The sequence below is a fragment of the Mesorhizobium sp. M0904 genome, assembly GCF_040319475.1.
In the GTDB taxonomy this organism is placed as follows: domain Bacteria; phylum Pseudomonadota; class Alphaproteobacteria; order Rhizobiales; family Rhizobiaceae; genus Mesorhizobium.
Genome location: NZ_JAMYOC010000016.1, coordinates 106,357 through 128,499, shown reverse-complemented (window position 1 = coordinate 128,499; position 22,143 = coordinate 106,357). Strand labels below are relative to the sequence as shown.

The 22,143-nt window shown below is 62.4% G+C and carries 27 protein-coding genes and 2 pseudogenes; 13 read left to right on the top strand and 16 right to left on the bottom strand.

Annotation, left to right across the window (positions count from 1 at the left end; translation table 11 throughout):
• Positions 1-109: 109 nt before the first annotated feature.
• Complete coding sequence (locus NKH80_RS18385; protein ID WP_352992829.1) at positions 110-1,522, bottom strand: aminotransferase-like domain-containing protein; 1,413 nt, start codon at positions 1,520-1,522, stop codon at positions 110-112.
• A gap of 92 nt (positions 1,523-1,614) precedes the next feature.
• On the opposite strand from NKH80_RS18385, the gene NKH80_RS18380 reads away from it, so the two are divergent.
• Positions 1,615-1,860: a DUF1127 domain-containing protein gene (locus tag NKH80_RS18380; RefSeq protein ID WP_352738039.1), complete on the top strand. Its 246-nt coding sequence runs from the start codon at positions 1,615-1,617 to the stop codon at positions 1,858-1,860.
• Between the two features lie 14 nt (positions 1,861-1,874).
• On the opposite strand, the gene NKH80_RS18375 is transcribed toward NKH80_RS18380, so the two are convergent.
• From NKH80_RS18375 to purC, 6 genes are read right to left on the bottom strand one after another with little or no spacing between them, the layout of a single operon-like run.
• On the bottom strand, positions 1,875-2,516 hold the full coding sequence (locus NKH80_RS18375) for a Pr6Pr family membrane protein (RefSeq protein ID WP_352820866.1): 642 nt from the start codon (positions 2,514-2,516) through the stop codon (positions 1,875-1,877).
• A gap of 4 nt (positions 2,517-2,520) precedes the next feature.
• On the bottom strand, positions 2,521-2,931 hold the full coding sequence (locus NKH80_RS18370) for a hypothetical protein (protein WP_352820868.1): 411 nt from the start codon (positions 2,929-2,931) through the stop codon (positions 2,521-2,523).
• A gap of 2 nt (positions 2,932-2,933) precedes the next feature.
• Positions 2,934-3,599, bottom strand: a complete 666-nt coding sequence (locus NKH80_RS18365) for a glutathione S-transferase family protein (protein WP_352477367.1) — start codon at positions 3,597-3,599, stop codon at positions 2,934-2,936.
• A 31-nt stretch (positions 3,600-3,630) separates the two neighbouring features.
• Positions 3,631-4,299 carry a phosphoribosylformylglycinamidine synthase subunit PurQ gene (gene purQ / locus NKH80_RS18360; protein ID WP_352820871.1) on the bottom strand — a complete coding sequence of 223 codons (669 nt, stop codon included), beginning with the start codon at positions 4,297-4,299 and terminating at the stop codon, positions 3,631-3,633.
• Between the two features lies 1 nt (position 4,300).
• A complete protein-coding gene (gene purS / locus NKH80_RS18355; protein WP_254817733.1) occupies positions 4,301-4,543 on the bottom strand; it encodes a phosphoribosylformylglycinamidine synthase subunit PurS in 243 nt (80 codons plus the stop codon).
• Between the two features lie 40 nt (positions 4,544-4,583).
• Complete coding sequence (gene purC / locus NKH80_RS18350; RefSeq protein ID WP_023674725.1) at positions 4,584-5,378, bottom strand: phosphoribosylaminoimidazolesuccinocarboxamide synthase; 795 nt, start codon at positions 5,376-5,378, stop codon at positions 4,584-4,586.
• 270 nt (positions 5,379-5,648) lie between these two features.
• Between purC and NKH80_RS18345 the strand changes: the two genes are divergently transcribed.
• Together NKH80_RS18345 and NKH80_RS18340 are read left to right on the top strand one after the other, a co-directional pair.
• Positions 5,649-5,969, top strand: coding sequence for a DUF1476 domain-containing protein (locus NKH80_RS18345; RefSeq protein ID WP_254817651.1), 321 nt, complete (start codon positions 5,649-5,651; stop codon positions 5,967-5,969).
• Between the two features lie 118 nt (positions 5,970-6,087).
• Entirely contained in the window at positions 6,088-6,861 is a 774-nt protein-coding gene (locus NKH80_RS18340) for an HpcH/HpaI aldolase family protein (protein ID WP_352506422.1), read from the top strand.
• Here NKH80_RS18340 and NKH80_RS18335 read toward each other — a convergent pair.
• On the bottom strand, positions 6,858-7,406 hold the full coding sequence (locus NKH80_RS18335) for an RBBP9/YdeN family alpha/beta hydrolase (RefSeq protein WP_352820979.1): 549 nt from the start codon (positions 7,404-7,406) through the stop codon (positions 6,858-6,860). The genes NKH80_RS18340 and NKH80_RS18335 overlap by 4 nt on opposite strands.
• A gap of 271 nt (positions 7,407-7,677) precedes the next feature.
• Here NKH80_RS18335 and NKH80_RS18330 point away from each other — a divergent pair, with 271 nt between their 5' ends.
• Positions 7,678-8,490, top strand: a complete 813-nt coding sequence (locus NKH80_RS18330) for a VOC family protein (RefSeq protein ID WP_352820874.1) — start codon at positions 7,678-7,680, stop codon at positions 8,488-8,490.
• A gap of 5 nt (positions 8,491-8,495) precedes the next feature.
• On the opposite strand, the gene NKH80_RS18325 is transcribed toward NKH80_RS18330, so the two are convergent.
• The 4 genes from NKH80_RS18325 to NKH80_RS18310 are packed head-to-tail and all read right to left on the bottom strand — an operon-like array spanning position 8,496 to position 11,672.
• Positions 8,496-9,068: an RBBP9/YdeN family alpha/beta hydrolase gene (locus NKH80_RS18325; RefSeq protein WP_352820877.1), complete on the bottom strand. Its 573-nt coding sequence runs from the start codon at positions 9,066-9,068 to the stop codon at positions 8,496-8,498.
• Positions 9,068-10,375 (bottom strand): adenylosuccinate lyase, encoded by a 1,308-nt coding sequence (purB, locus tag NKH80_RS18320; protein WP_352820880.1) that lies wholly within the window; start codon positions 10,373-10,375, stop codon positions 9,068-9,070. The genes NKH80_RS18325 and purB overlap by 1 nt, the downstream gene beginning before the upstream one ends.
• A 59-nt stretch (positions 10,376-10,434) precedes the next feature.
• The gene (locus tag NKH80_RS18315; protein ID WP_352820883.1) at positions 10,435-10,935 is read right to left on the bottom strand and encodes a hypothetical protein; all 501 of its coding nucleotides are present in this window, start codon (positions 10,933-10,935) and stop codon (positions 10,435-10,437) included.
• An 11-nt stretch (positions 10,936-10,946) separates the two neighbouring features.
• Positions 10,947-11,672, bottom strand: a complete 726-nt coding sequence (locus NKH80_RS18310) for a DUF2259 domain-containing protein (protein WP_352992824.1) — start codon at positions 11,670-11,672, stop codon at positions 10,947-10,949.
• A 244-nt stretch (positions 11,673-11,916) separates the two neighbouring features.
• On the opposite strand from NKH80_RS18310, the gene NKH80_RS18305 reads away from it, so the two are divergent.
• Positions 11,917-12,171 carry a DUF2171 domain-containing protein gene (locus NKH80_RS18305; RefSeq protein ID WP_254817658.1) on the top strand — a complete coding sequence of 85 codons (255 nt, stop codon included), beginning with the start codon at positions 11,917-11,919 and terminating at the stop codon, positions 12,169-12,171.
• A gap of 45 nt (positions 12,172-12,216) precedes the next feature.
• Here the strand turns inward: NKH80_RS18305 and NKH80_RS18300 are convergent, their stop codons facing one another.
• A complete protein-coding gene (locus NKH80_RS18300; protein WP_352992850.1) occupies positions 12,217-13,236 on the bottom strand; it encodes a P1 family peptidase in 1,020 nt (339 codons plus the stop codon).
• 14 nt (positions 13,237-13,250) lie between these two features.
• Positions 13,251-14,324: a branched-chain amino acid ABC transporter substrate-binding protein gene (locus NKH80_RS18295; protein ID WP_352477374.1), complete on the bottom strand. Its 1,074-nt coding sequence runs from the start codon at positions 14,322-14,324 to the stop codon at positions 13,251-13,253.
• Between the two features lie 180 nt (positions 14,325-14,504).
• Here NKH80_RS18295 and NKH80_RS18290 point away from each other — a divergent pair, with 180 nt between their 5' ends.
• The 6 genes and pseudogenes from NKH80_RS18290 to NKH80_RS18270 all read left to right on the top strand — a co-directional run bounded on the left by NKH80_RS18290 (position 14,505) and on the right by NKH80_RS18270 (position 18,832).
• Positions 14,505-14,999 (top strand): flavin reductase, encoded by a 495-nt coding sequence (locus tag NKH80_RS18290; RefSeq protein WP_352506415.1) that lies wholly within the window; start codon positions 14,505-14,507, stop codon positions 14,997-14,999.
• A 67-nt stretch (positions 15,000-15,066) separates the two neighbouring features.
• Positions 15,067-15,162, top strand: a pseudogene (locus NKH80_RS30130) (AAA family ATPase); the annotation flags it as partial.
• A gap of 63 nt (positions 15,163-15,225) precedes the next feature.
• Entirely contained in the window at positions 15,226-15,564 is a 339-nt protein-coding gene (locus tag NKH80_RS18285) for an XdhC family protein (RefSeq protein ID WP_352992821.1), read from the top strand.
• A 6-nt stretch (positions 15,565-15,570) separates the two neighbouring features.
• Positions 15,571-16,275: an XdhC family protein gene (locus NKH80_RS18280; protein ID WP_352474019.1), complete on the top strand. Its 705-nt coding sequence runs from the start codon at positions 15,571-15,573 to the stop codon at positions 16,273-16,275.
• Positions 16,272-17,882: an NTP transferase domain-containing protein gene (locus tag NKH80_RS18275; protein ID WP_352992820.1), complete on the top strand. Its 1,611-nt coding sequence runs from the start codon at positions 16,272-16,274 to the stop codon at positions 17,880-17,882. Before NKH80_RS18280 ends, NKH80_RS18275 begins: the two co-directional genes overlap by 4 nt.
• Before the next feature lie 92 nt (positions 17,883-17,974).
• Positions 17,975-18,832: an alpha/beta hydrolase family protein gene (locus NKH80_RS18270; RefSeq protein ID WP_352506411.1), complete on the top strand. Its 858-nt coding sequence runs from the start codon at positions 17,975-17,977 to the stop codon at positions 18,830-18,832.
• Here NKH80_RS18270 and NKH80_RS18265 read toward each other — a convergent pair.
• Positions 18,829-19,866, bottom strand: coding sequence for a DUF1176 domain-containing protein (locus NKH80_RS18265; protein WP_352992818.1), 1,038 nt, complete (start codon positions 19,864-19,866; stop codon positions 18,829-18,831). The two genes, NKH80_RS18270 and NKH80_RS18265, sit on opposite strands and share 4 nt — an antisense overlap.
• Positions 19,867-19,989: 123 nt before the next feature.
• Here NKH80_RS18265 and NKH80_RS18260 point away from each other — a divergent pair, with 123 nt between their 5' ends.
• Entirely contained in the window at positions 19,990-20,496 is a 507-nt protein-coding gene (locus NKH80_RS18260) for a DUF1993 domain-containing protein (RefSeq protein WP_352992816.1), read from the top strand.
• 51 nt (positions 20,497-20,547) lie between these two features.
• On the opposite strand, the gene NKH80_RS18255 is transcribed toward NKH80_RS18260, so the two are convergent.
• On the bottom strand, positions 20,548-20,712 hold the full coding sequence (locus NKH80_RS18255; protein ID WP_352992814.1) for a hypothetical protein: 165 nt from the start codon (positions 20,710-20,712) through the stop codon (positions 20,548-20,550).
• A gap of 329 nt (positions 20,713-21,041) precedes the next feature.
• On the opposite strand from NKH80_RS18255, the pseudogene NKH80_RS18250 reads away from it, so the two are divergent.
• Positions 21,042-22,108: pseudogene (locus tag NKH80_RS18250) on the top strand (aldo/keto reductase).
• Positions 22,109-22,143 lie beyond the last annotated feature (35 nt).

The following is a 22,143-nucleotide window of genomic DNA, read 5'->3' as shown; positions in this document are numbered from 1 at the left end:
CGCAAGCTTTGCAGCCGATACACCCCGTCGGATGACTAAAACGATGGAAAGCAACAGCTGACGGCAAGTAGCGAAAGATCGCCACTCGACCCGCCGGTTTCAAGCCGGTTCAGGAAAAGCTGTCGTAGCCGGCGCGGCCCTCGTCCAGAAGCCGCCGGATCACCGCGACGCCGTGCGCGATATCGGCCCGCTGTCGCGGTTGCGAGATGCCAAACCGCACGCCGTGAAAGGCCTGTTCGGAACGCCCTGCCTTGAACTCATCCTCGTCATCGATGAGCACGCCATGTTCGAGGCAAGCCTGTTTGAAAGTGCCGGAAAGCCACGGGTCGGGCAAAGTGAGCCAGACGAACGGCACGTTGTCCAGCGCCTTGAAGTCGAAACCGTCGAGTGTCTCGCGCACGATCGCGATGCGCGCACCGATCTCGGCAATGCTGCGCTTGCGCATCTCGGCGGCCTGACCGGACAGCACCAGCCGGCTGCCCACCTCCGCCAGCAGAAAGGGCAGGCCGCCCGTCATCATCTTATGGGCGACCCGGATGCGGTGACGGTAGGCCGGCGGGCAAGCGAGCCAACCGCCGCGAACACCCGCCGCGACCGATTTCGACAGGCCGCCGGCAACGATGGTCCGTTCGGGAGCATATTCGGCCATTAAAGGCGTTGGGTCATCGGTCAGTCCGCCATAGAGATCGTCCTCGATCAGGACGACGTTATATTGACGGGCGACATGCGCGATTGCTTCGCGGCGCGATGCCGACAGCGTTGTCAGCGTCGGGTTCTTCGCCGTGGGCATCAAAAAAATCATCTTCGGATGCTTTTGTGCGCAGACGCGCTCGAAATCCTGGGGATCTATGCCCTCGTCGTCAGCCGCCACCAGTGCGGTCCGGCGACCGATCAGGCCGGCACTGCGGGAGATCTGCGAATAGGTGAGGTGCTCGAAGACGACATAGTCGCCGGGGGCGGTGAGTCCCGCAATGGTTGCCATCACCGCGGCGTGGGTGCCGAGCGTGGGAACGATTGCATCCGCCGCCGGGCGATAGGAATTGCGCGACAGCCAGCGTCTGCCCGCTTCCAACCAGCGGTCCGGGAAATCACGAGTATAGCTTGAAATCTCATGCGGATGGTCTTGCGCCGTGCGTGTCAATACGTCGGCGACGATGGCACCCTGGCCGACATCCGGTGCGGCCGTGCTATCGAAGCGCAGCTTGTCGCCGGGCGCATCCATATAGCGCGTGCCTTGTTCGACCGGCCCCAGGAAATCCGGCTTTGCGCTCTCCGACTGTTGAGCGATAACATAGGTTCCGCGGCCGACCTCGCCGCTGACCAATCCCCGCTCGCGCAGCAATTGATAGGCCCTGCCGACCGTGCCGACGGTCGTGCCGATGTCGTATGCCAGGTCGCGCTGCGGCGGCAGCTTTGCCCCTGCACCGATCAGGCCGCGGTCGATGTCCGTCTCGATGGAATCGGCAAGCCGCTGATAGAGCGGGCCGGTGCGGGCGGTCAGGTCTGGAAGCCAAGTTGTCATGGTGACAATTTTTTACATTGCACCGAAATGAGAGTCAATACATATGAAGCGGGCCGCACGGAAGGCACAATTGCAATCCTGGCAGAAAGACAATGGGTACAATAGAGACAATCCGTTACGCGGCAGTTGAATTGACCGGAAGCCGCTCGTCGGGCCGGAGATCCTATGTTCGCCGGATCGTGCAAGTGGTCACGTCATTCGTCCGATGGATCGACGGTCTGCTGGAGCGCCGGCGCAGTCGGCTGGTCCTGCTCGAGATGACCGACGATCAGCTCAAGGACATCGGTATCTCGCGCTGCGATGCCCATCGTGAAGGTCTGAGGCCGTTCTGGGACTGATGCGTTCGAGCGCGTCAGCGGACGCTCGCCGTCCTGAGCCGCGCGACGCCGCGGTCCACAAGCACCGCCACAGTACATAGCACGAGAAAAAGCCCCGTGATGGCCACGGCCGAGGCGGCGACGCTGGTCGCGCCGTTCTTGGCGACGTTGAGGAACGGGTAGGGCACTTCGCCCGATATTGGCGCCCGCGCCAGTACATAGGCCAGATACGCGATCGGATAGATCATCCACCAGGAGATGTCACGCCACCGCGTCGAGCCGTCGGCGCCCGCCACAAGCCACCACAGCACGAACAACACCGGCGTCACATAGTGCAAGAGCACATCGCAGAGCAGGAACAGCCCTCGCGGCTGCCAAAGCTGCGCCAAGACCGTTGCATAAACGATGAGAACCAGCGTTATGGCGACGGCTACGCCCGCCCGCATCCGTGGGGCGGCAAAAGCCGGAAACCAGGCATAACCCGTTGACGACAGCAACGAGGCATGGACGAGCACCGCGCCGATATTGGTCAGGATGGTGAAGAAGCTGAAATAGAAGACCAGCGAGCCGACAAAGCCGCGGCCGGCTTCCATTGATGCCGGGACGGTGATGCAGAGCTGCAGGACGAGCCCGGCCAGGCCGACGACCAGACCGGTGATCTGCAGCAGGCGACCCATTGGGCTAGGCAGCAGCGCCACAGGCCGGATTGCCCGCCCGCCAGCGGGCAATGTCCGAGCCGATGCGGGCGCCGAGCGGTTCCGCCATCAATGGGCCGAACACGTCGACGCGGCTCGAATTGCCTTGCGCCTGCACGACCAGCAGCGGCTTTCCGCCGTAATGTTTGGCCGGCACCAGCAAGAAGCGCGGCGTGCCGCTGAATGAATTCAGTTCGTTGGCCATCTGATAGGATTTGAAGGCGGGGTCCTTGCTGGCGATCCAGCATTTGTGGGCAGCGATTGCCACCTGCTCCATGGCAAGCAGTGACGCGCTCTTGCCCGCCGGCGCTGGCGTGCTCTTCGGGCCTGACTGGCAGGAGGCGAGTACAAGACCGGCGGAAGCGGCGAGGGCGAGGCGGGCTAGTGTCGATCGCATGGTCAAGCGGCGCCCATCTCGAGTTCGGACAGAAAGATCTTCAGACCGTCTGTCATCTCACCCCAGACGCGCGACAGCGCCGGATGCTGCAAGGCGATTTGCTCATAGGCATCGAATTTCGGATAGGCGTCAAGCAGGTCGGGGCGGCCGATGGTCGCCCTGAAATTGTTGAAGACGAAGCGGGTCGGCGTCAGCCACGCATCGGCGAAGGAGATGTCGTCGCCGAGCGCGAACGGGCCATGCGCCATGCGGGCCTCGATTGCTGCAAGCCCGTGATGCAATCGGGCGAACTGTGCCTTGATTTCGGCCTCGTTGCGCTGCGGTACGAAATAGAGCTCGAACAGCTTCATCGTGGGGGCGAGCACGTCAAGGTCGGTGATGCGGGCGAACATGCGCACCAGTGCGCGGTCCTTCGAATCCTTGGGCAGCAGCGCTGGCTCGGGAAAGCGCTCCTCCAGATATTCGGCAATCACCACCGATTCGACGATCGTTTCGCCCGAGCCGGTGATCAGCACCGGAATCCGGTTCAGCGGCGAGATGGCACGAAATGCCTCGGGGATGGGAAACCCAGGCGGCGGTGCAATGACCTTGAGCGGCACGTTCTTGATGTAGGCCAGCGCCCGCACGATCGACGAATAGGGCGACAACGGCCGCGAATAGAGTTTCATGACCGTCGCTCCAGGAGGAAAATTGAAGGCATCAAGCGGCGATGCCCAAGGCGCCTTCGAACAGCGCCCGGCCGTCGCTGCCGCCATGCGCCGCTTCGATCAGGTTTTCGGGATGCGGCATCAGGCCGAGCACGTTGCCGCGGCCGTTGACGATGCCGGCAATGTCGTTGATCGAGCCGTTTGGATTGGTGCCTTCGGCATAGCGGAACACCACCTGGCCTTCGCCTTCGAGGCGGGCCAAAGTTTCGGCGTCGGCAAAATAATTGCCGTCATGGTGCGCTACCGGTGCGCGGATGATCTGGCCCGGCTGGTAGCGGCGGGTGAACATCGTGTTGGCATTGGCGATCTGCAGCTTCACCTGGCGGCAGACGAATTTCAGCGAGGTGTTGCGCATCAATGCGCCCGGCAGCAGGCCGGCCTCGACCAGGATCTGGAAGCCATTGCAGACGCCGATGACCGTGACGCCCTTGGCCGCCTTTTCGGCGACAGCCCGCATTACCGGCATCCGCGCGGCAATGGCGCCGCAGCGCAGATAATCGCCAAAGGAAAAGCCGCCGGGAATGGCGATCAGGTCGACATCGGGAATTTCGGTGTCCGTCTGCCAGACGGTGACCGGCGGCGTGCCGGAAATCTTGGTCAGCGCCGCGATCATGTCGCGGTCGCGATTGAGGCCGGGGAGCAGGACGACGGCTGATTTCACCTCAGGCGATCTCCACCGCGTAATTCTCAATCACCGTATTCGCCAGAAGCTTGTCGCACATGGCTTTCAGATCGGCCTCAGCCTTGGCCCTGTCGCCCTCGGCAAGCTCGACATCGAAAACCTTGCCTTGCCGCACCTGGCCGATGCCGCCGAAACCCATTGCGGACAGCGCATGCTCGATTGCCTTGCCTTGTGGGTCTAGCACTCCGTTCTTGAGGGTTACGGTAATGCGGGCCTTGATCACGCTGGACATGCTCCTGTTCACCTGTTGAGCGGGCAAGCCATCAGTGCGGCTTGCCTTTGACGCCGTCGGTCGATGCGACCAGCACCGGCCCGGCCGGACGCGGCGGTTCGTTCTCGTTCATGATGCCGAGGCGGCGGGCAACTTCCTGATAGGCTTCGACCAGCCCGCCCATGTCGCGGCGGAAGCGGTCCTTGTCGAGCTTGTCCTGGGTCGCCACATCCCACAGCCGGCAGGAATCCGGCGAGATCTCGTCGGCGACGACGATGCGCATCATATCGCCTTCGAACAGGCGGCCGCATTCGATTTTGAAATCGACGAGCTGGATGCCGACGCCCATGAACAGTCCGGAAAGGAAGTCGTTGACGCGAATGGCCAGCGCCATGACGTCGTCGATCTCCTGTGGGCTCGCCCAGCCGAAGGCGGTGATGTGCTCTTCCGAGACCATCGGATCGTCGAGCGCATCGGCCTTGTAATAGAATTCGATGATCGAGCGCGGCAGCACGGTGCCTTCCTCGATGCCGAGACGCTTGGCCAGCGAGCCGGCGGCAACGTTGCGCACCACCACTTCGAGTGGGATGATCTCGACTTCCTTGATCAGCTGCTCACGCATGTTGAGCCGGCGGATGAAGTGGGTCGGAATGCCCATCCGGTTGAGATGATTGAAGATGTGCTCGGAAATGCGGTTGTTGAGCACGCCTTTGCCATCGACGATTTCATGCTTCTTCTTGTTGAAAGCGGTAGCGTCGTCCTTGAAGAACTGGATCAGCGTGCCAGGCTCCGGTCCCTCATAAAGGATCTTGGCCTTGCCTTCATAAATGCGGCGGCGATTTTTCATCTGATTTTTCTCTGGATTTGCGGGCAGGCGGCAAGCGACCAGTTCCTGTCCGTCTGCCTAAAATAAGATGGCGACGGTGGGGTTCAATGCCGGTGTCTATCCCAATCGCACTGTTTGCTCAATCGGCAAATCCTTTCAATCAACCGCTTTCGGGGACCGAAATGCCGCAGCGCAGCAAGCAATGTAGCATATTGACCGGCCGGCGCCCTTTTGGTTTGTGCTCCGGCAACACATATTGGCACGACGAATCGGATTTCACGGAGGGATGCCATGAGCAGCATGAAAGACCGCGAAGAGGGCTTTGAGCGCAAATTCGCATTCGATGAGGAACTTCGGTTCAAGGCTGCGGCACGCCGCAACAGAGCGCTCGGCCTGTGGGCTGCCGAAAAGCTCGGCAAGTCAGGCACCGATGCCGACGCTTATGCCAGGGAAGTGGTCGTCAGCGACATTGAGGAAGCCGGCGATCACGACGTTTTCCGCAAGATACGCAAGGATTTCGATGCGGCCGGCATTGACCAGTCGGACCATCAGATCCGCCGCACCATGGATGAATTGATGGCGCAGGCGATCGAGCAGATCAAGAACACCTGATCCTTCTCTATACCGATCGAATGCTGGACCAATCGACCGCTCGGCCCAACCGGGCGGTTTTTCTTTGCCTTTGCGGTCATTTCCGGCTGAATTGTTGCAACCAAAGAGGAAATCGCCAATGTCCCTGAAGTCACGCCTTGCGGCCGACGAGACACTGTTCACCGCATGGTCAGGCGTGCCGGATGCTTTGACGGTCGAGATACTGGCCAGACAAGGATTCGACGCGGTTACGCTCGACATGCAGCATGGTGGCCATCACGAGGACAGCGTGCTGCGCGGGCTTGTGCCGGTGCTGGCCGCCAACAAGCCGGCTTTGGTGCGCATCCCGGTCGGCCGCTTCGACATGGCCAGCCGCGCGCTCGACTTCGGCGCCGAGGCTGTGATTGCGCCGATGGTGAATTCAGTGGCGGACGCAAGGCTGTTTGCCGCCGCCATGAAATACCCGCCGCTCGGCGAGCGCTCCTGGGGCCCCACCTATGCCTTTCCGCGCCATGGCAAAGGCGATCATGCCGACTGGCTGCGCGACAGCAACCAGCGCACCATGGCGTTCGCCATGGTCGAAACGCGCGCCGCGCTTGCTGCACTCGACGGCATCCTCGACACGCCGGGTATCGACGGGATCTTCCTCGGCCCGTCGGATTTCTCGATCGCCTGGTCGAAGGGGACCACCGTCAGCTCGACGCTGGAGAGCATGATGGAGACCGTCGCCTCGATCGCCGAGCGCACCCGCAAGGCCGGCAAGCATGCGGCGATCTACGTGATGGAACCGGCCATTGCCGGTCGTGTGGTGTCGATGGGTTACCGGCTGCTGGCGATGGGTTCGGAGCATTCGCTGATTTCGCTTGGGGCAAAGACCCTGCTGAGCAGCGTCAGGGATTCGATCGCTTCCTAGAGATCCGTCAGGAATTTCGCGAACGTCATCGAACCTTCGGGCCAGGGGCCGAAGCCGGAATCCGCGTTGAGATGACCGGCATCGCCGGCGTCGATGAACAGCGAGCCCCAGGCCGCGGCAATGTCCTCGGCGACGCCAAAGGCGCAGAACGGGTCGTTGCGGCTGGCGATCACCACCGACGGAAATGGCAGAGGATCGCGCGGATAGGGACCGAAGGTCATCAGGTGCCTCGGCTTTATCTTTGGATTGGCGACATCGGGCGGCGCCACGAAGAAAGCGCCGGCGACCGGTCGCTCGAACCGAGACAATGCCTGGATGACCGCGGCGACGCCAAGCGAGTGAGCGACAATGACGACCGGCCGCTCGGCCTGGTTAACCGCCTTGGCGACACCGGCCGTCCAATCCTCGCGCACCGGCTTCGACCATTCCGTCTGTTCGACGCGGCGCGCTGTCGATAGTTTCGCCTGCCAGCGGCTCTGCCAATGATCGGGGCCGGAATTGGTGTAGCCCGGCACGATGAGAATATCTGCTTCCCTGACTTTCATGGCGCGCATGTAGCGAGAGGCGCTGTCGGGTGCAACCGGGTATGAACTCAACACTGACATGCAAACGCACCTCTCATGAGTCCGGTCTGCTCGCTATTGTGAACACCTTGTTCGCTTCTTGCGCTCTTGTGTGAACGATAGCGATCGACGATCTGTCGCCAGGAAAGAATGGCTGTTCCGAGATTTTGGCACGGACACGGCGTAGAATGATTGATGGCGCCAGGTTCCTCCGTTGGAAGCTTGTCGAGCGCCGGCTGAACGGAGCACTTCGATGAGCGAACTGCCTTTTGCCGCAACGACCCCGGTCAGCGTTGCCCGCGTCGGCTTGCGGGCGCGCGATGCAGAAAATCTCGCTGCCTACTATAGCAAAGTCGTCGGTTTGCAGGAACTGAGCCGCGCCGGCGGCACGATTACGCTCGGCGCAGTCAATCGCCCTTTGCTCGACATCGAAGCGGATCCGGCTGCGAAACCCGATGACCCGCGCAGCGCCGGTCTTTTCCACACCGCCTTCCTGCTCCCTAGCCGGGTCGATCTCGGCCGCTGGATCAACCACGCTATCGCGGGCAAGATTGGCATCGAGGGCGCGTCCGATCATCTGGTCAGCGAGGCGCTTTATCTTACCGACCCGGAAGGCAACGGCATCGAGATCTATGCCGACCGCCGCCCCCAGGATTGGAAATGGAATGGCGACAAGATCGCGATGGCGACGGAGCGGCTGAACATTCCGTCGGTCATTGCCGAAGTGCCGGCCGGTGACGTCGGCTGGCAGGGCGCGCCGGAAAACAGCATTATCGGCCACGTCCATCTGCGGGTCGGCCGGCCGGAAGAAGCCGAAGCATGGTGGCATCAGGAGTTCGGTTTCGACACCGTGGCAAAATACGGTGGCGCGGCGGTATTCTTGTCGTCCGGCGGCTACCATCACCACATTGGCGCAAATGCGTGGCAGAGCGCGGGTGCCGGCCGCCGCGATCCCGCCCGCTCCGGCTTGGCCTGGGTCGAGATGCGTTCGGACAATGTGGCTGATGCAACGACCCGCGAGGATCCGTGGGGCACGGTGATCAGGACCGTTCCCGGCAAGGCGTAGTTCGGTTAGAGCTTCGCCTTTTCAAGCAAGCGGCCAAGCATCAGCAGGCCCGCCGGCCACAGGCCGAGGCCGGCCTCGTTTCCCATATGGCCGAGATCGCCGGCATCGGCGATATCCGCGCCCCAGGCTGCGGCAAAAGCGGTCGCCTTGTCGAAAGTGACGCGCGGGTCGCTGCGGCTCGCCACCACCAATGCCGGGAAGGGCAGGCGCTTCAGCGGCATCGGCGCGAACGGGCGCACCGCGTCGAATGAGGAATCGGTATCCTCGACATTGGTCGCGGCAACCAGGAATGCCGCCGCGACCTTGTCGAGTTGGCTTTGACTGGCACTAGCAGCCCACTTCACCGCCGTCGCCACCGCCAGCGAATGCGCAAGTAGCACGACGCGGCGCGGTGCGGCGGCCACCGCCGCATCCACCTGGCCGATCCAGTCCCCAAGCTTAGGCCGGTCCCACTCGGCCTGCAGCACGCGGCTCGAATTGGGGAACACCCGGCACCAATGCGACATCCAATGATCTGGCCCGGAGTTGCCGCGCCCGGGCAGGGCAAGGAAATCGAAATCTCCGGCTGACGAAATCATCAGGCCTCTCCAAACACTCGGCTAAAGATCGTATCGACGTGCTTGGTATGATAGCCCAAGTCGAATTTCTCGCGGATCTCGGCCTCGGGCAAGGCTGCGACAACGTCCTTGTCGGCCAAAAGTTCCTCAAGAAAATCAGCGCCTTGCTCCCACACCTTCATCGCGTTGCGCTGCACCAGCCGGTAGGCGTCCTCGCGCGAAACGCCAGCTTGCGTCAGCGCCAGCAGCACGCGCTGCGAATGCACAAGGCCACGGAATTTGTTCATGTTCTTCAGCATGTTGTCGGGGTAAACGAGCAGTTTGTCGACAACGCTGGTCAGCCGTGAGAGCGCGAAATCGAGCGTCACCGTCGCGTCGGGCCCGATCATGCGCTCGACCGAGGAATGCGAGATGTCGCGCTCGTGCCACAGCGCCACATTCTCCATTGCCGGCAATGCGAACGAGCGCACCATGCGGGCAAGGCCGGTTAGGTTCTCGGTCAGCACCGGGTTGCGCTTGTGGGGCATCGCCGACGAACCCTTCTGGCCGGGTGAAAAGTACTCTTCTGCTTCGAGTACCTCCGTGCGCTGCAGATGGCGCACCTCGATCGCCAGCCGCTCGATCGACGAGGCGATCACGCCGAGCGTGGCGAAGAACATCGCGTGGCGGTCGCGCGGGATCACCTGCGTCGACACCGGCTCCGGCTTCAGTCCGAGTTTCTTGGCCACGTATTCTTCGACATATGGGTCGATATTGGCAAAGGTGCCGACCGCCCCGGAGATGGCGCAGGTGGCGATGTCCTCGCGTGCGTGCACCAGCCTCTCGCGGCAACGCGAGAATTCGGCATGGGCCTGCGCCAGCTTGACGCCGAAGGTGGTCGGCTCGGCATGGATGCCATGGCTGCGGCCGATTGTGATCGTGTCCTTGTGCTCGAAGGCGCGGCGCTTGAGCGCCGCAAGCAGCCCGTCAATGTCGGCCAGCAGGATGTCGCTGGCACGGGTGAGCTGCACGGCAAAACAGGTGTCGAGAACGTCCGAGGATGTCATGCCCTGGTGGATGAAGCGGGCATCCGGCCCGACGAATTCGGCAAGATGGGTGAGAAAGGCGATGACGTCATGCTTGGTGACGCGCTCGATCTCGTCGATGGCTTCGACATCGAATTTCGCCGCCCCGCCTTTCTCCCAGATGGTCTTGGCGGCCTCCTTCGGGATGACGCCGAGCTCGGCCAATGCGTCGCAGGCGTAGGCCTCGATCTCGAACCAGATGCGGAACCGGGTTTCGGGCGACCAGATGGCCACCATTTCCGGCCGGGAGTAGCGAGGGATCATCAGTCGGTCCTGACTTGCGAGAGCATTTGCCCGCGTCCTAACAGAGGCAGGCAAAATGCTCAACGTTGCTGGCGCGCAAACCAGACACTGGCGACAGCGAGCGCAATGAAACCGAGCGGAAAATACAGCCGGATGCCAAGGACGACGAACTGGTAGAGTGCCGTCAACATCGTGAACACGAACTGGAAAACCCAGGTGATGGTGAACGCGGGCGCATGCCATTGGACATAGTAGGAGCGGTATTGCAGCCCAAAGAGGCCGCCGGTGAAGACAATCGTCGCTGCGAGAAGGCAGACGAAGGCGGCGGCGAGGGCGATCTCCCAGTGGCGTCCGAGCGAGACGAGCCGCGCCAGGAACAGCCCAATCGGGAAAGCGAGCGCACCGCCGGCTGCATAAAGCAGCGAGACGAAGCGGATCTTTGCCGGGGTCTCCCAATTGTACTGCAGCAGATTGAGGAGCGCGCTGGCGCCCATCGCCATGGCCCACAGCAAGGCACCGGCAAATGCCGTGCGCAGCGACGGCAGAGCGCGGCGGAGACGATGCAGGGTGCGATAGCGCATGGCGGGGAACGTCACAGGCGACGGGTTACCGCGATCCAGCGATAGTCTGGCCCCTCGAACCCGTATTGGCGCACCGCGATCAGCACGGCATAGGCGCTGAGGCTATCCAGTGAAAATGTCTGAACCGCGCCGATCTGGTAGCCGGTCGGACAGCCTCTGCTTTGCGGGATCGATTTGTCCTCGTGAATAATGCTCGTCTGACCGCCGTCCTTCGCCTCGATGCGCAGCAGGCGAAAGCCATTGATCTCGCCCTGGCTCTGGCAGCGCTCGGTGTCATTCATGCCGATCTGGTCGAGCCGGAACTCGAGCGGCTCGTCGACCGGCGAAAAGATCGGGCGCGGATTGACCACCATGCGGAAGGGATCGGCAGAAAGCTCGGTCACCGGGTTGAAGCCGGCGGTGATGCCGCGATTTGCCTTCAGTTCCGCCTGACTGACGATCGCTTCGCCCTTTTGCCGGGCCTGCAACCGCGCCGCGTCCACCGCGGCATTCGCGTCGTCGAGCCGGACACGGATCGGCGAGCCCTTCAGGAAACTGTCGTCGGCCGTGTCGATATAATAGCGGTTTGCATAGGGAAATCCCGATCCGTCCTGGACGCCGTATTCCTCGAAGGCAAAGACCCCGCCATCGCGGCTGAAGCCGAGGATCTCAAGCTCGGCGACATCGCCTGCGTGGCCGGCGGCCAAAGTTGCCAGCTGGGCAAGCAGGCAGGCGGCAAACAGAGCAAGATTTCGCATGGGGAATTCCATTCAGGCGGTCGACGCCGTTAAATTCCTATCACGATGCCGTCAAAAGATCGTGCTGACTGGAACACAAAGTCGATGCATCCAATCCGGCTGTCGTTTGTTATTGTCGGCAGCTTCACCGCATCGTGCCTTCCGAAAATCAGGATCGATTTCGGAAGGCACGGCACATTGAGTCAAAATGTTTAGAGCGTCCTTTGCGCGTTCAAAAGGGCGCGGCGCTATAAGGGAGACCCCCATGACAGATGCAGCCAAGATTCGCGAACGTATGGAAGTGATCGGCGCCGACGGGGTCCATGTCGGTACTGTCGACAAGGTTGACGGAGATCGCATCAAGCTGACCAAGCGCGACAGCGGTGAGGGCGCTCACAGGGGTCATCACCACTTCATTCCTCTCAGCCTTGTCGCCGAGGTCGAGGGCCAAAAGGTGCGGCTGTCGGCAAACTCCGACGTTGCGGTCACGTTCGAGGAAGAAAAATCCGACCCCACTTGATCATAAGTCCAGTCCGGTTACGGCAAATCCGAATAAGCGGCGCGGTCAGCGCGACGACCAGACCGGGAACAGATCGCCCTCGGCCGGCGTCGCGGCAAAGACGCCGCGGCTGATGGCGCGCGCCATCGTGGCGCCGGCCGCGGCGTAGAGATCGATCGCATCGTTGGGCCTGAGCTCGATGCCGCTCTTGCCTGTTGCCAGCGCGAAGACCAGATCGCCGTCTGCGGGCGTGTGCGTCGGCCAAATGGCCCGGACAAAGCCGTCATGCGCTGATATCGCCAGGCGTTTGGCGGCGGCCTTGGTGAGTACCGCATCGGTGGCGATCACGGCGATGGTCGTGTTGGCGCCGGTTTCCGCCTGCTCTGCGGCATGCTTGTCACGGAACTTCAGCAGGATCTTTCTGGCATCGTCAGGCATCGGGTGGGGAAAGCCTAAGCCGCCGAACTCGTCGCCGATCTCGAACGGCGCCGCCCAGAAATGGCGGGTCCCGGCGACAGTCACCGAGCCCGTCGGGTTGACAGCGGCGAGCGCGCCGATGGTGACGCCGCTGTCCAGCACTGTCGAGGCCGAGCCGAGCCCGCCCTTCAAGCCGGAGCTCAAAGCCCCGCTACCTGCGCCGGCAGTGCCGAGGGCAAAGTCGATCGCGGCGGCTTGCGCGGCTTCGTAGCCAAGGGCGCGGTAAGGCGGATACCGGCCCCAATCCTTGTCGCCGCCATTGCGCAGGTCGAACAGGATCGCCGCCGGCACGATCGGCACCCGAAAGCCGCCGACCTCGACGCCGATGCCTCTTTCGCGCAAGGCCGCCTGCACCCCTGACGCGGCGTCGAGGCCAAAAGCCGAGCCGCCGGAAAGCACCACGGCATGGATGGCGTGGATCGAATTGTGCGGCTCGAGCAGGTCGGTTTCGCGGGTGCCTGGCGCACCGCCCAGGATTTGCACGCCGGCCACGGCCGGTTCGTCGCAGATGACGGTGGTCACGCCGGATTTCAGCTTCGCATTCGCCGCATTGCCGACACGCAGGCCGGCGACGTCGGTGATGAGATTGCGCGGACCCGTACGGAACATCCCCGTGCTGGACATCATTGGCTCTCCGCCGGCACGAAACGGCCGCCGTCGAAACGGTAGGCTCGATAAGGATTTTGCGTCAGGTCACCTTTTTCGTCAAAGCGGATCGGTCCGATCGCCGTGGCGAAGTCATGCGCGGTCAGCACGTTGGCCAGTCTCTCGCCGGAGCTTTGCGTCAATGCCGAAGCCGACTTGGCGATCTCGACCGCGGCATAGGCGGGCAGGGTGTAACCTTCCGGCACGATGTTTTGCCCGGCAAAGCTCTGCAGCACCTTGGGGTCGGCGACATCGGCCCATTCGGGCGGCGCGATCATCAGCGTGCCGATGGCATAAGGCACATCGCCGAGCGGCGCGCGCAACGCTTCGCCGCCCGCAAACACCATGCCGGTATTTAGCTGGCCAGCATCCCGGCCCATAATGGCGACATCATCGCCGTCGCCGCCGGCAAAGACATGCGTTGCGCCGGCTTTCTTAAGTCGGCCGATCAGGCCGATCTGGTTGTCGAGCTGCGGCCGGAACGTGTCGACGAACACCGGCTTCAGGGCCGCTTGCTCGGCGGCTGCCCGAAACGTCTCGGCCATTTCGCGGCCATAGATCGTGCCGTCGTCGACGATGGCGAACAGCTCGGTCTGCCATAGGCGGGTGAGGATGGCAGCGACGGCATTGCGCTCGTCGTCGCCGCGCGGCCCGAGACGATAGATCGGCCATCCCGTCTTGGCGCGCCGGTCGGTCAGGCTTTCCGTGCGAACGCCGACTGTGATCACCGGTATGCCGGCATCCTTGAGGATCGGCAGAGCCGCCTCGATTGCGTCGGTGCACAAAAACCCGATGACGACGTTGACCTTGGCCGCGGCGAACTCCCGCGCGGCGGCGGCGCCACCATCGGCCGTGCAGGCGTCATCGATCGTCGTGATTTCGGCGTCGTTCGCTTCAGCCGCCATTGTCGCGCCTGCCTCGATCTGTTTGCCGAGGATCGCCGACGGCCCCGACAGCGGTGCCGCGACGCCGACCAGCAGCCTCTCGGCGCTCGCACCCCCGGCGACCGAGAGCCAGGCCAGCACCGCTATTGTGGTTGTCCAAGGTCGCATGCGAGCGAAGAATTCCTCCGCGCCGGTCGCGTGTTCTGCCGGCGCCAATGCCGTCAAGACCTAAAGGCTGGCCAGCTTTGGCGCAACACGGGAATCCAGGATATACGTCAAGCACTTCGCTTGTGGGCTGCAATATCCCCCCATATATAACGGTTGGTTCTGACTAGTGGAAAATCATCGGTGCTGAAGAAGAATGACATCGGGCCGCAGGCCTACCGCGACGCGATGGCCCATTTTGCCGGTCATGTGCATGTAGTCACCACCGATGGCCCCGCCGGCAGGCGCGGCGCGACGGTGATCGCGGCCTGCTCGGTGTCGGACACGCCGCCAACCATCCTGGTCTGCCTCAATCGCGAAAATCCCAAGAATGAGCCGTTCGTGGAAAACGGCAAATTTGCCCTGAACACGCTGGCTTCGGATCAGGAGCCGCTGTCGATCGGCTTTTCCGGCATGACCGGCCTGCCGGTCGAGGAGCGTTTCGCGTTGGCCGAATGGGATGTGATCTCGACCGGTGCGCCGACGCTGAAGGGCGCGCTCGCTGTCTTCGACTGCGAACTGATCGACTCCAAGGATCTGGCGACCCACCGTGTGCTTTTTGGCAAGGTTACAGGTTTGCGCATCGGCGACAATTTGCGGCCGCTGATCTATCACAACCGCGGCTACCACGCTTTGTAGAGGCTTTCAGATGGCCGCGCCCGCGGAGACAGAATGACCGAGTGGAAAACCGCGTCCGGCGCCGCGGATGATCGACGAGACGCTCGATCTGTTGACCCGTGCGGATTATGTGGCGGACCGGTTGCTGGCAACCGTGCTGTTTTTATGGGTTCGGTCGACCCGCGCCGGTGGATCGAGGCTGGCGTGAAGCGCGTCGCGTAGCCACATGTCTCCCAAGGAGAAGATCATGGAACGCAGTATCTATCTCGATGAGGCTCGCGACCCGCTAATCATCGCGGAGGGCTGGATGAAGGACGGCAAGGGTGTCGCCATTGCCACCGTGGTCGAGACCTGGGGCTCGGCGCCGCGCCCGGTCGGCAGCCACCTGGTCATCGACGCCGAAGGCAATTTCCACGGCTCCGTCTCGGGCGGCTGCGTCGAAGGCGCCGTAGTCACCGAGGCGGTCGAGGTTATCGATAGCGGCAAGGCCAAAATGCTCGAATTCGGCGTCGCAGACGAGACCGCCTGGCAAGTCGGCCTGTCATGCGGCGGCCGCATCAAGGTCTATGTAGAAAGATTGGGTTGATCTCGAATGGATCCCTATGCGCTGAAGACACTCAACGCCGAACGCCGCGCCCGCCGCGCGGCAATCCTGGTCACCGATCTCGGCGACGGCCGCGACCGTGTCGTGCGCGAGGGAGACAGGGTAGCCGGTGAACTCGGGGCGGCCGTCGCCAAGGCATTTCGCACGGGCAATTCCGGTTCGGTCGAAGCTGAGGGGCGCACGTTCTTCCTCAACGCACATCTGCCGCAGCCGCGCCTGGTGGTGATCGGCGCCGTCCACATCAGCCAGGCGCTGGCACCGATGGCCAGGATCGCCGGCTATCCTGTCGAGATCATCGATCCGCGCACGGCCTTTGCCACGCCCGATCGTTTTCCCGATATCGCGCTGCATGCCGAATGGCCAGAGGATGTGCTGACGCGTCAGCCGCTCGATAGCTATACGGCGCTGGCTGCTCTCACCCACGATCCGAAGATCGACGATTTCGCGCTGAAGGCGGCGCTCGACGCCGGCTGCTTTTATGTCGGCGCGCTCGGCAGCCGCAAGACCCACGCCAAACGTGTGGAACGCCTGCTGGCTTCGGGGGCGACAGCCGACCAGATCGCCCGCATTCATGCCCCGATCGGCCTCGACATTGGGGCTGCCAGCCCGGCCGAGATCGCCGTCGCGGTGTTGGCGCAAGCGATCCACGCCTTTCGCTCCCGCGGCCTCGAATCCAAAGGCGCAGTCGCGTGAAATTTGGTCCCGTTGCGATCGATGCGGCCGAAGGGGCAGTGCTTGCGCACGCCACTACAGCCGGAGGGCGCCGCTTCCGCAAGGCGCACCGGTTAAGCGCCGGGGATGTGTCCCTGTTGAAGGCCGCTGGCATTTCCGAGGTCGTCGCGGCGGTGTTGGCGCCCGATGATCTCAGCGAGGACGTCGCCGCTGAAAAGATCGCCGCATGTATGATCCATCGCAACATCGAGGCGAAGCCTGCCGCGACAGGTAGGGTCAACCTGCACGCGCAGGCTGCCGGCATGTTCACCGTCGACGCGGCGATGATCGACGCCATCAACGCCGTCGATCCGACGATCACCATCGCCACACTCGCGCAGCATGCGCCGGTCGAAAAAGGTCAGATGGTGGCAACGGTGAAGATCATTCCGTTTGCGGTCGCCTCCGCTTTGGTCGATGCGGTGGCAAGGATCTGCGCGAGCGGCGAGATATTTGCGGTCAACGCCTATCAGCCCGTGCGCGTCGGCGTCATCCAGACGGTGCTGCCCGGCATCAAACCCAGCGTGCTCGACAAGACGCTGCGCGTCACCGAAGCACGCCTGGCGCGTTCGGGCGGCAGGCTGACGGCGGAGCGTCGAACGCCGCATGAAATTATCCCCGTCGCCGAGGCCGCGGCCTCGCTGATCCGCGACAACGATATGGTGGTGATCTTCGGCGCTTCGGCGATAGCCGATTTCGGCGACGTCGTTCCTGCTGCGATCGAAAGGGCGGGCGGCACTGTCATCCGCGCCGGTATGCCGGTCGATCCCGGCAATCTGCTGGTGCTCGGCACACTCGGCGGCAAGCGCATCATCGGTGCGCCGGGCTGCGCCCGCAGTCCCAAGGAGAACGGCTTCGACTGGGTGCTCGACCGGCTGATCGCCGGTCTCGACGTGACCGCCAGGGATATTGCCGGCATGGGTGTCGGCGGGCTGTTGATGGAAATTCCGACGCGGCCGCAACCGCGCGAGCCGTTGCCGGCCAAAGCCGAACCAAAGGTCGAGATTGTGCTTCTGGCCGCCGGCCGCTCCAGCCGCATGGGCGGGCCGAACAAGCTCTTGGCACTGTTCGATGGCAAGCCTCTGGTCCGCCGCACCGCCGAACGCGCGGTCGGTTCGAAAGCCGCGGCCACCATCGTCGTCACCGGCCACCAGAGCGAGCGCGTGCGCAGTGCACTGTCTGGCCTCGATGTGACCTTCGCCGACAATCCGGATTTCGCCGAGGGCCTGTCTTCGTCGCTAAAGGCCGGCATCGCCAAGATTTCCGGCGACGCCGCCGGCGCTATGATTGTCCTCGGCGATATGCCCGGCGTCGCCTCGGCCGACCTCGACAGGCTGATGGAGGCGTTCCGCAGGTCCGAAGGCCGATCGGTGGTGCGGGCCTCGCACGCTGGGCGGCGCGGCAATCCGGTGCTGCTGCCGCGTTCGCTGTTTGCCGCGATCGCTCACCTCCAAGGCGATACCGGCGCCCGCCATCTGGTCGAGGCCGAAGGGCTCGACGTCATCGATGTCGAGATCGGCGAAGGGGCAGCGATCGATGTCGACACGCGCGAGGCGCTGGAAGGCGCCGGCGGCGTGCTGCAGGATTGACAAACCGAAGCCGAAAAACGCATGGCTGAGGGATGGCCTTTCGTTCCTGCTTCCGGTTCCGCTTGCCCCCCTCGGGCCTCCCGGCCCTGCTGATGGCGATTCTTTTGCAGCTCTTTTGTGTCGCCTATGCCAACGCTCTCGAACTCAAACCCTTCAAGGACGATCTGTTCGCCTATCCGGTCACCCTCTCGTCCGAGAGCAACGGCGCCTATACGGTGGTCGATTATCGTGAGCTGCGCGACATCAACGCTCGTGACGAAGTGCCTGAGCGTCGTGTGCACGCGCAATACACCGAAACCGGCGTGCGCAAGGTGCAGCAGGATCTCTTGCTGAAGACCGACGCCGGCGATGTCCGCCACATTGCCGTCGGCAAGACCGGGGGCGCCAGCATCATCGTGCTTTATCTGCACGGGCAGGGCGGCAGCCGTAAGCAGGGCACCGACGACTTTACCTTCGGCGGTAATTTCAATCGCATCAAGAACCTGATGGCGGGCAACGGCGGTCTCTATCTATCGCCGGACTTTTCCGATTTCGGCGACACAGGTGCCGCCCAGATCGCCGCGCTGATCGACCACTATGCCGAACAATCGCCGAGCGCAAAAATCTTCGTCGCCTGCGGCTCGATGGGCGGCTCATTATGCTGGAAGCTGGCCGCCCGCAATGATACCGGCCGGCGCATCGACGGGCTGCTGCTGCTCGGCTCGCTGTGGGACGAGAGTTTCTTCTCAAGCCCCGCCTTCAAGCGTCGTGTGCCGGTCTTCTTCGGCCAAGGCAGCAAGGACCCGGTGTTTCCAATCGAGAAACAGGAAGCCTTCTTCCGCTCCATCCTGGCCAAATCAAAGAGCTATCCCACACGCTTCGTCCGCTTCGAGACCGGCACGCACGGCACGCCCATCCGCATGACCGACTGGCGCGGCACGCTCAACTGGATGTTGTCGAAGGCCCCTTAAGGCGCGGTGTTGTAGTCGACGACCGTCTGCGGATTTTCCTCGCCGTCATAAGACGCGTCGACGTCGTACTGGACCAGGGAAAAATCGCCGTTGCGAAACAGATAGGTCCCCGACGAAGAGGCATCGCCGATGCCACGCCATTTGTTGAAGGTGGTGATCGTCTTGGTCTCTTCGTCGTAATCGGAATTGGTTGCCCAGCCGGAGGTCTGGAAGCCAACTATGGTCATGCCCAGCAATTTGCCGTCGCTGTCATTGTTCTCGTAGCGGATGTCCATTTCAGGTTCGGCGAACTGCAATTGTCTTACGCCAAGCACGTCGTCGCTCATGTAATAGATCGAGTTTTCGTTGTAGGCCGCGGCCGAGCAGGCGAAATGGAAAAGCCGCGTTTCGCTTTCGGGATCGCTGGCAGCCGCATCCTTGTCCTTATAGTGGATCGAGAAGATGTCCGGCTTCTGCGGCAAAAGATCCTTGTCGCACTGGTCGCCATAAGTCGCGGCAAACGCCTTGTTGGCCTGCTCAAGCGCTGCGTCCTTCTTCGGCGGCGGCGGTCCTTCGCCGCAGCTTGCCGGCACGGCATCCTCGAAATCGGCCTTTGAGGGTTTCAGCGCACCCTTGTCGATGAAGATCGACCGAAATGGCGGTTCCTGGATCGAGGCGTTGATCTGGCGCAGCGTATAGCAGCCGGCAAAGACATTCTCGCTGCCGTCCTTGGCCGTCGCCCGGATGGCGACCGGAACGCTGTAGTAGATGCTGCCGGCAGCCCCGTCTTCGGATACGCCACCGGTTTTGACTTCGACCGTGTCCGTGCCGTCATAGCCTTTGACGAAGGAGTTGAAATCCTTGTCCGGCTTGGTGTCGCCGAAATAGTCCCACGCGCGCGCGAATTCGTGCCGGCTGATGGCGCTGTAGAGCGACCGGATGACCGCTTCGGCATCCGACCTGTCGTCTATGTAAGGCGCGTCGGCGGCGAGCACCGGTTGGCTGGTAGCGGCAAGGGAGAAAAAAGCGTTCGCTGCGAACAAGGCGCGTCTCATCGGGAACCTCCACTCGATGAAAAATCCTATCATATCGATTGCGGCGACGTGGTGACGCTTGAACAATCGCCTGCGAAAGCGCTACCTCTCGCCGTGGGCAGTCGGGCCGCGTGGAGATTTCTTGTGACCATATCAATGTATGAAGCATCCGTGCCGGTATTTTCGGCGAGGCTGAAGGCACTAGCCAATGTGCTGAACATTGCCGAGCAAAATGCGGCTGACCGCAAGATCGACCCGCAGGTGTATCTGACGGCGAGGCTGGCGCCGGACATGTTTGCGCTGACCAGGCAGGTACAGATTGCCACCGATCACGCCAAGGGGGCGCCGTCGCGGCTTGCCGGGCGCGAGGTGCCAAAATACGAGGACAATGAGGCGAGCTTCCCCGAGCTGCAGGCGCGCATAACCAAGACGCTCGATCTACTCGCCACGTTCTCGGCGGCCGAATTCGATGGTTCAGATGACAGGATAGTCGAACTGCGGCTCGCGGGACGCGAGGTTTCGATGCCGGGGATGCAGTATCTGCTGCATGCCGCCATGCCCAATTTCTATTTCCACCTGACCACCGCCTACGACATCCTGCGCCACAACGGCGTGCCATTGGGCAAGTCGATCTTCCTCGGATTGCGTTGAGATCAGCTCGTGAGATATCCCGCTGCGGCGGGATATCTCACGGCGCGCTGTTTAGCGTAGGGACATTTCCGGGGCGATGCGCGGGAAATCGGCCGGCTTGACGCCGATATCGGCGCGATCGGCATTGCTCATCGAATGGAGCAGCGCCAGTGCCGCACGATAACGCAGCTGTTCCCGCGGACGCGGACGGGCGAACATTTCAGTGAAGAATCCCATGATTCAAGCCCCTTATTGAACCTCCACGGCCGTCAATATAGGCAGATCATGACAATTGTGCAGTGCAGCATTCGCATAGCAGCCATGCTGCCCTGATCTTTTTTGACATAATTCGGCTGTTCCCGCGAAACTTCTGTGGTGCTTCGACCGTAGGCCTCAGTGCCGGCACTTGGCCGGTTTTTTGTTAGACGCAGCGAAAAACTCCGTTCGCCGGCATCCTGGAAAGTCGCCTGACCTGCCGTCGGTGGGCTTGGAAGCGGGCGGCGCTTTCCTGTATGCTATTGCTTCCTCCTCGCGCAGCCGCGCAAAATTCCCGCCGGGGAAACTCCATGCACAAACGCCGTCTCGGCCAGACCGATCTTTTCGTGTCGCAAATCTGCCTCGGATCGATGACTTGGGGCCAGCAGAACACCGAGGCGGACGGTCACGCCCAGATGGATCTGGCGTTTGCTCGCGGTGTCAATTTCATCGACACCGCCGAACTCTATCCGATCCCACCCAAGGCGGAGACACAAGGCCGTACCGAGACAATCATTGGCAATTGGATGAAGGAGAAGCGCAATCGGGACCAGTGATCATCGCCTCGAAGGTAGTTGGTCGCACCGCCAACACTTGGTTTCGCGGCGACCGCTCGTCTAAGCTGGTGCGCGCCGATATCTTCGACGCTATTGATAAGTCACTCGCCAGGCTCAACACCGATTACATCGACCTATATCAGATCCATTGGCCGGAACGCGACGTGCCGTGGGGCGCCAATCCGAACCGCATCGGCACCTTGCCGCGACGCTCCGATGCCGCCGGTGTGCCGGAAGGCGAGACGCCGATCGCCGAGACGCTTGCCGTATTTGATGAACTGGTGAAGGCCGGCAAGATCCGCCATTTCGGCCTGTCGAACGAGAATTCCTGGGGCGTCATGCGTTTCATTGCCGAAGCCGACAAGGGCCTCGGCCCGCGCGTCGCCTCGCTGCAGAACGCCTATAATTTCGTCAATCGCACCTTCGAGGTGAACCTTGCCGAAGTCTGCGAGCGCGAGCAGGTGTCGCTGCTTGCCTATTCACCGCTGGCGCAAGGCTATTTGACCGGCAAATACGATCATGGCGCGCGGCCGCAGGGCTCGCGCTCGCAGTTGTTCAACCGCGGCCAGCGCTACGAGACGCCGAATGCTGCCGAGGTGCAGCTCGAATACAACCGGTTGGCGCGCACCTTCGGCATGGAGCCGGCGCTGTTTGCCAATGCCTATGTCTCGAACCGGCCCTTGGTCACCTCGAACATCATCGGCGCCACCACCATTTCGCAACTCGAAATGGCGCTCTCTTCCGCCGACGTGGTCTGGACCGAGGACATGCAGAAAGCCGTTGATGCGATCCACCAGCGTGTCGGCAATCCGTGCCCTTGACGCGTCGGGACGTGGTTGTCCGATTGTCATAAGGA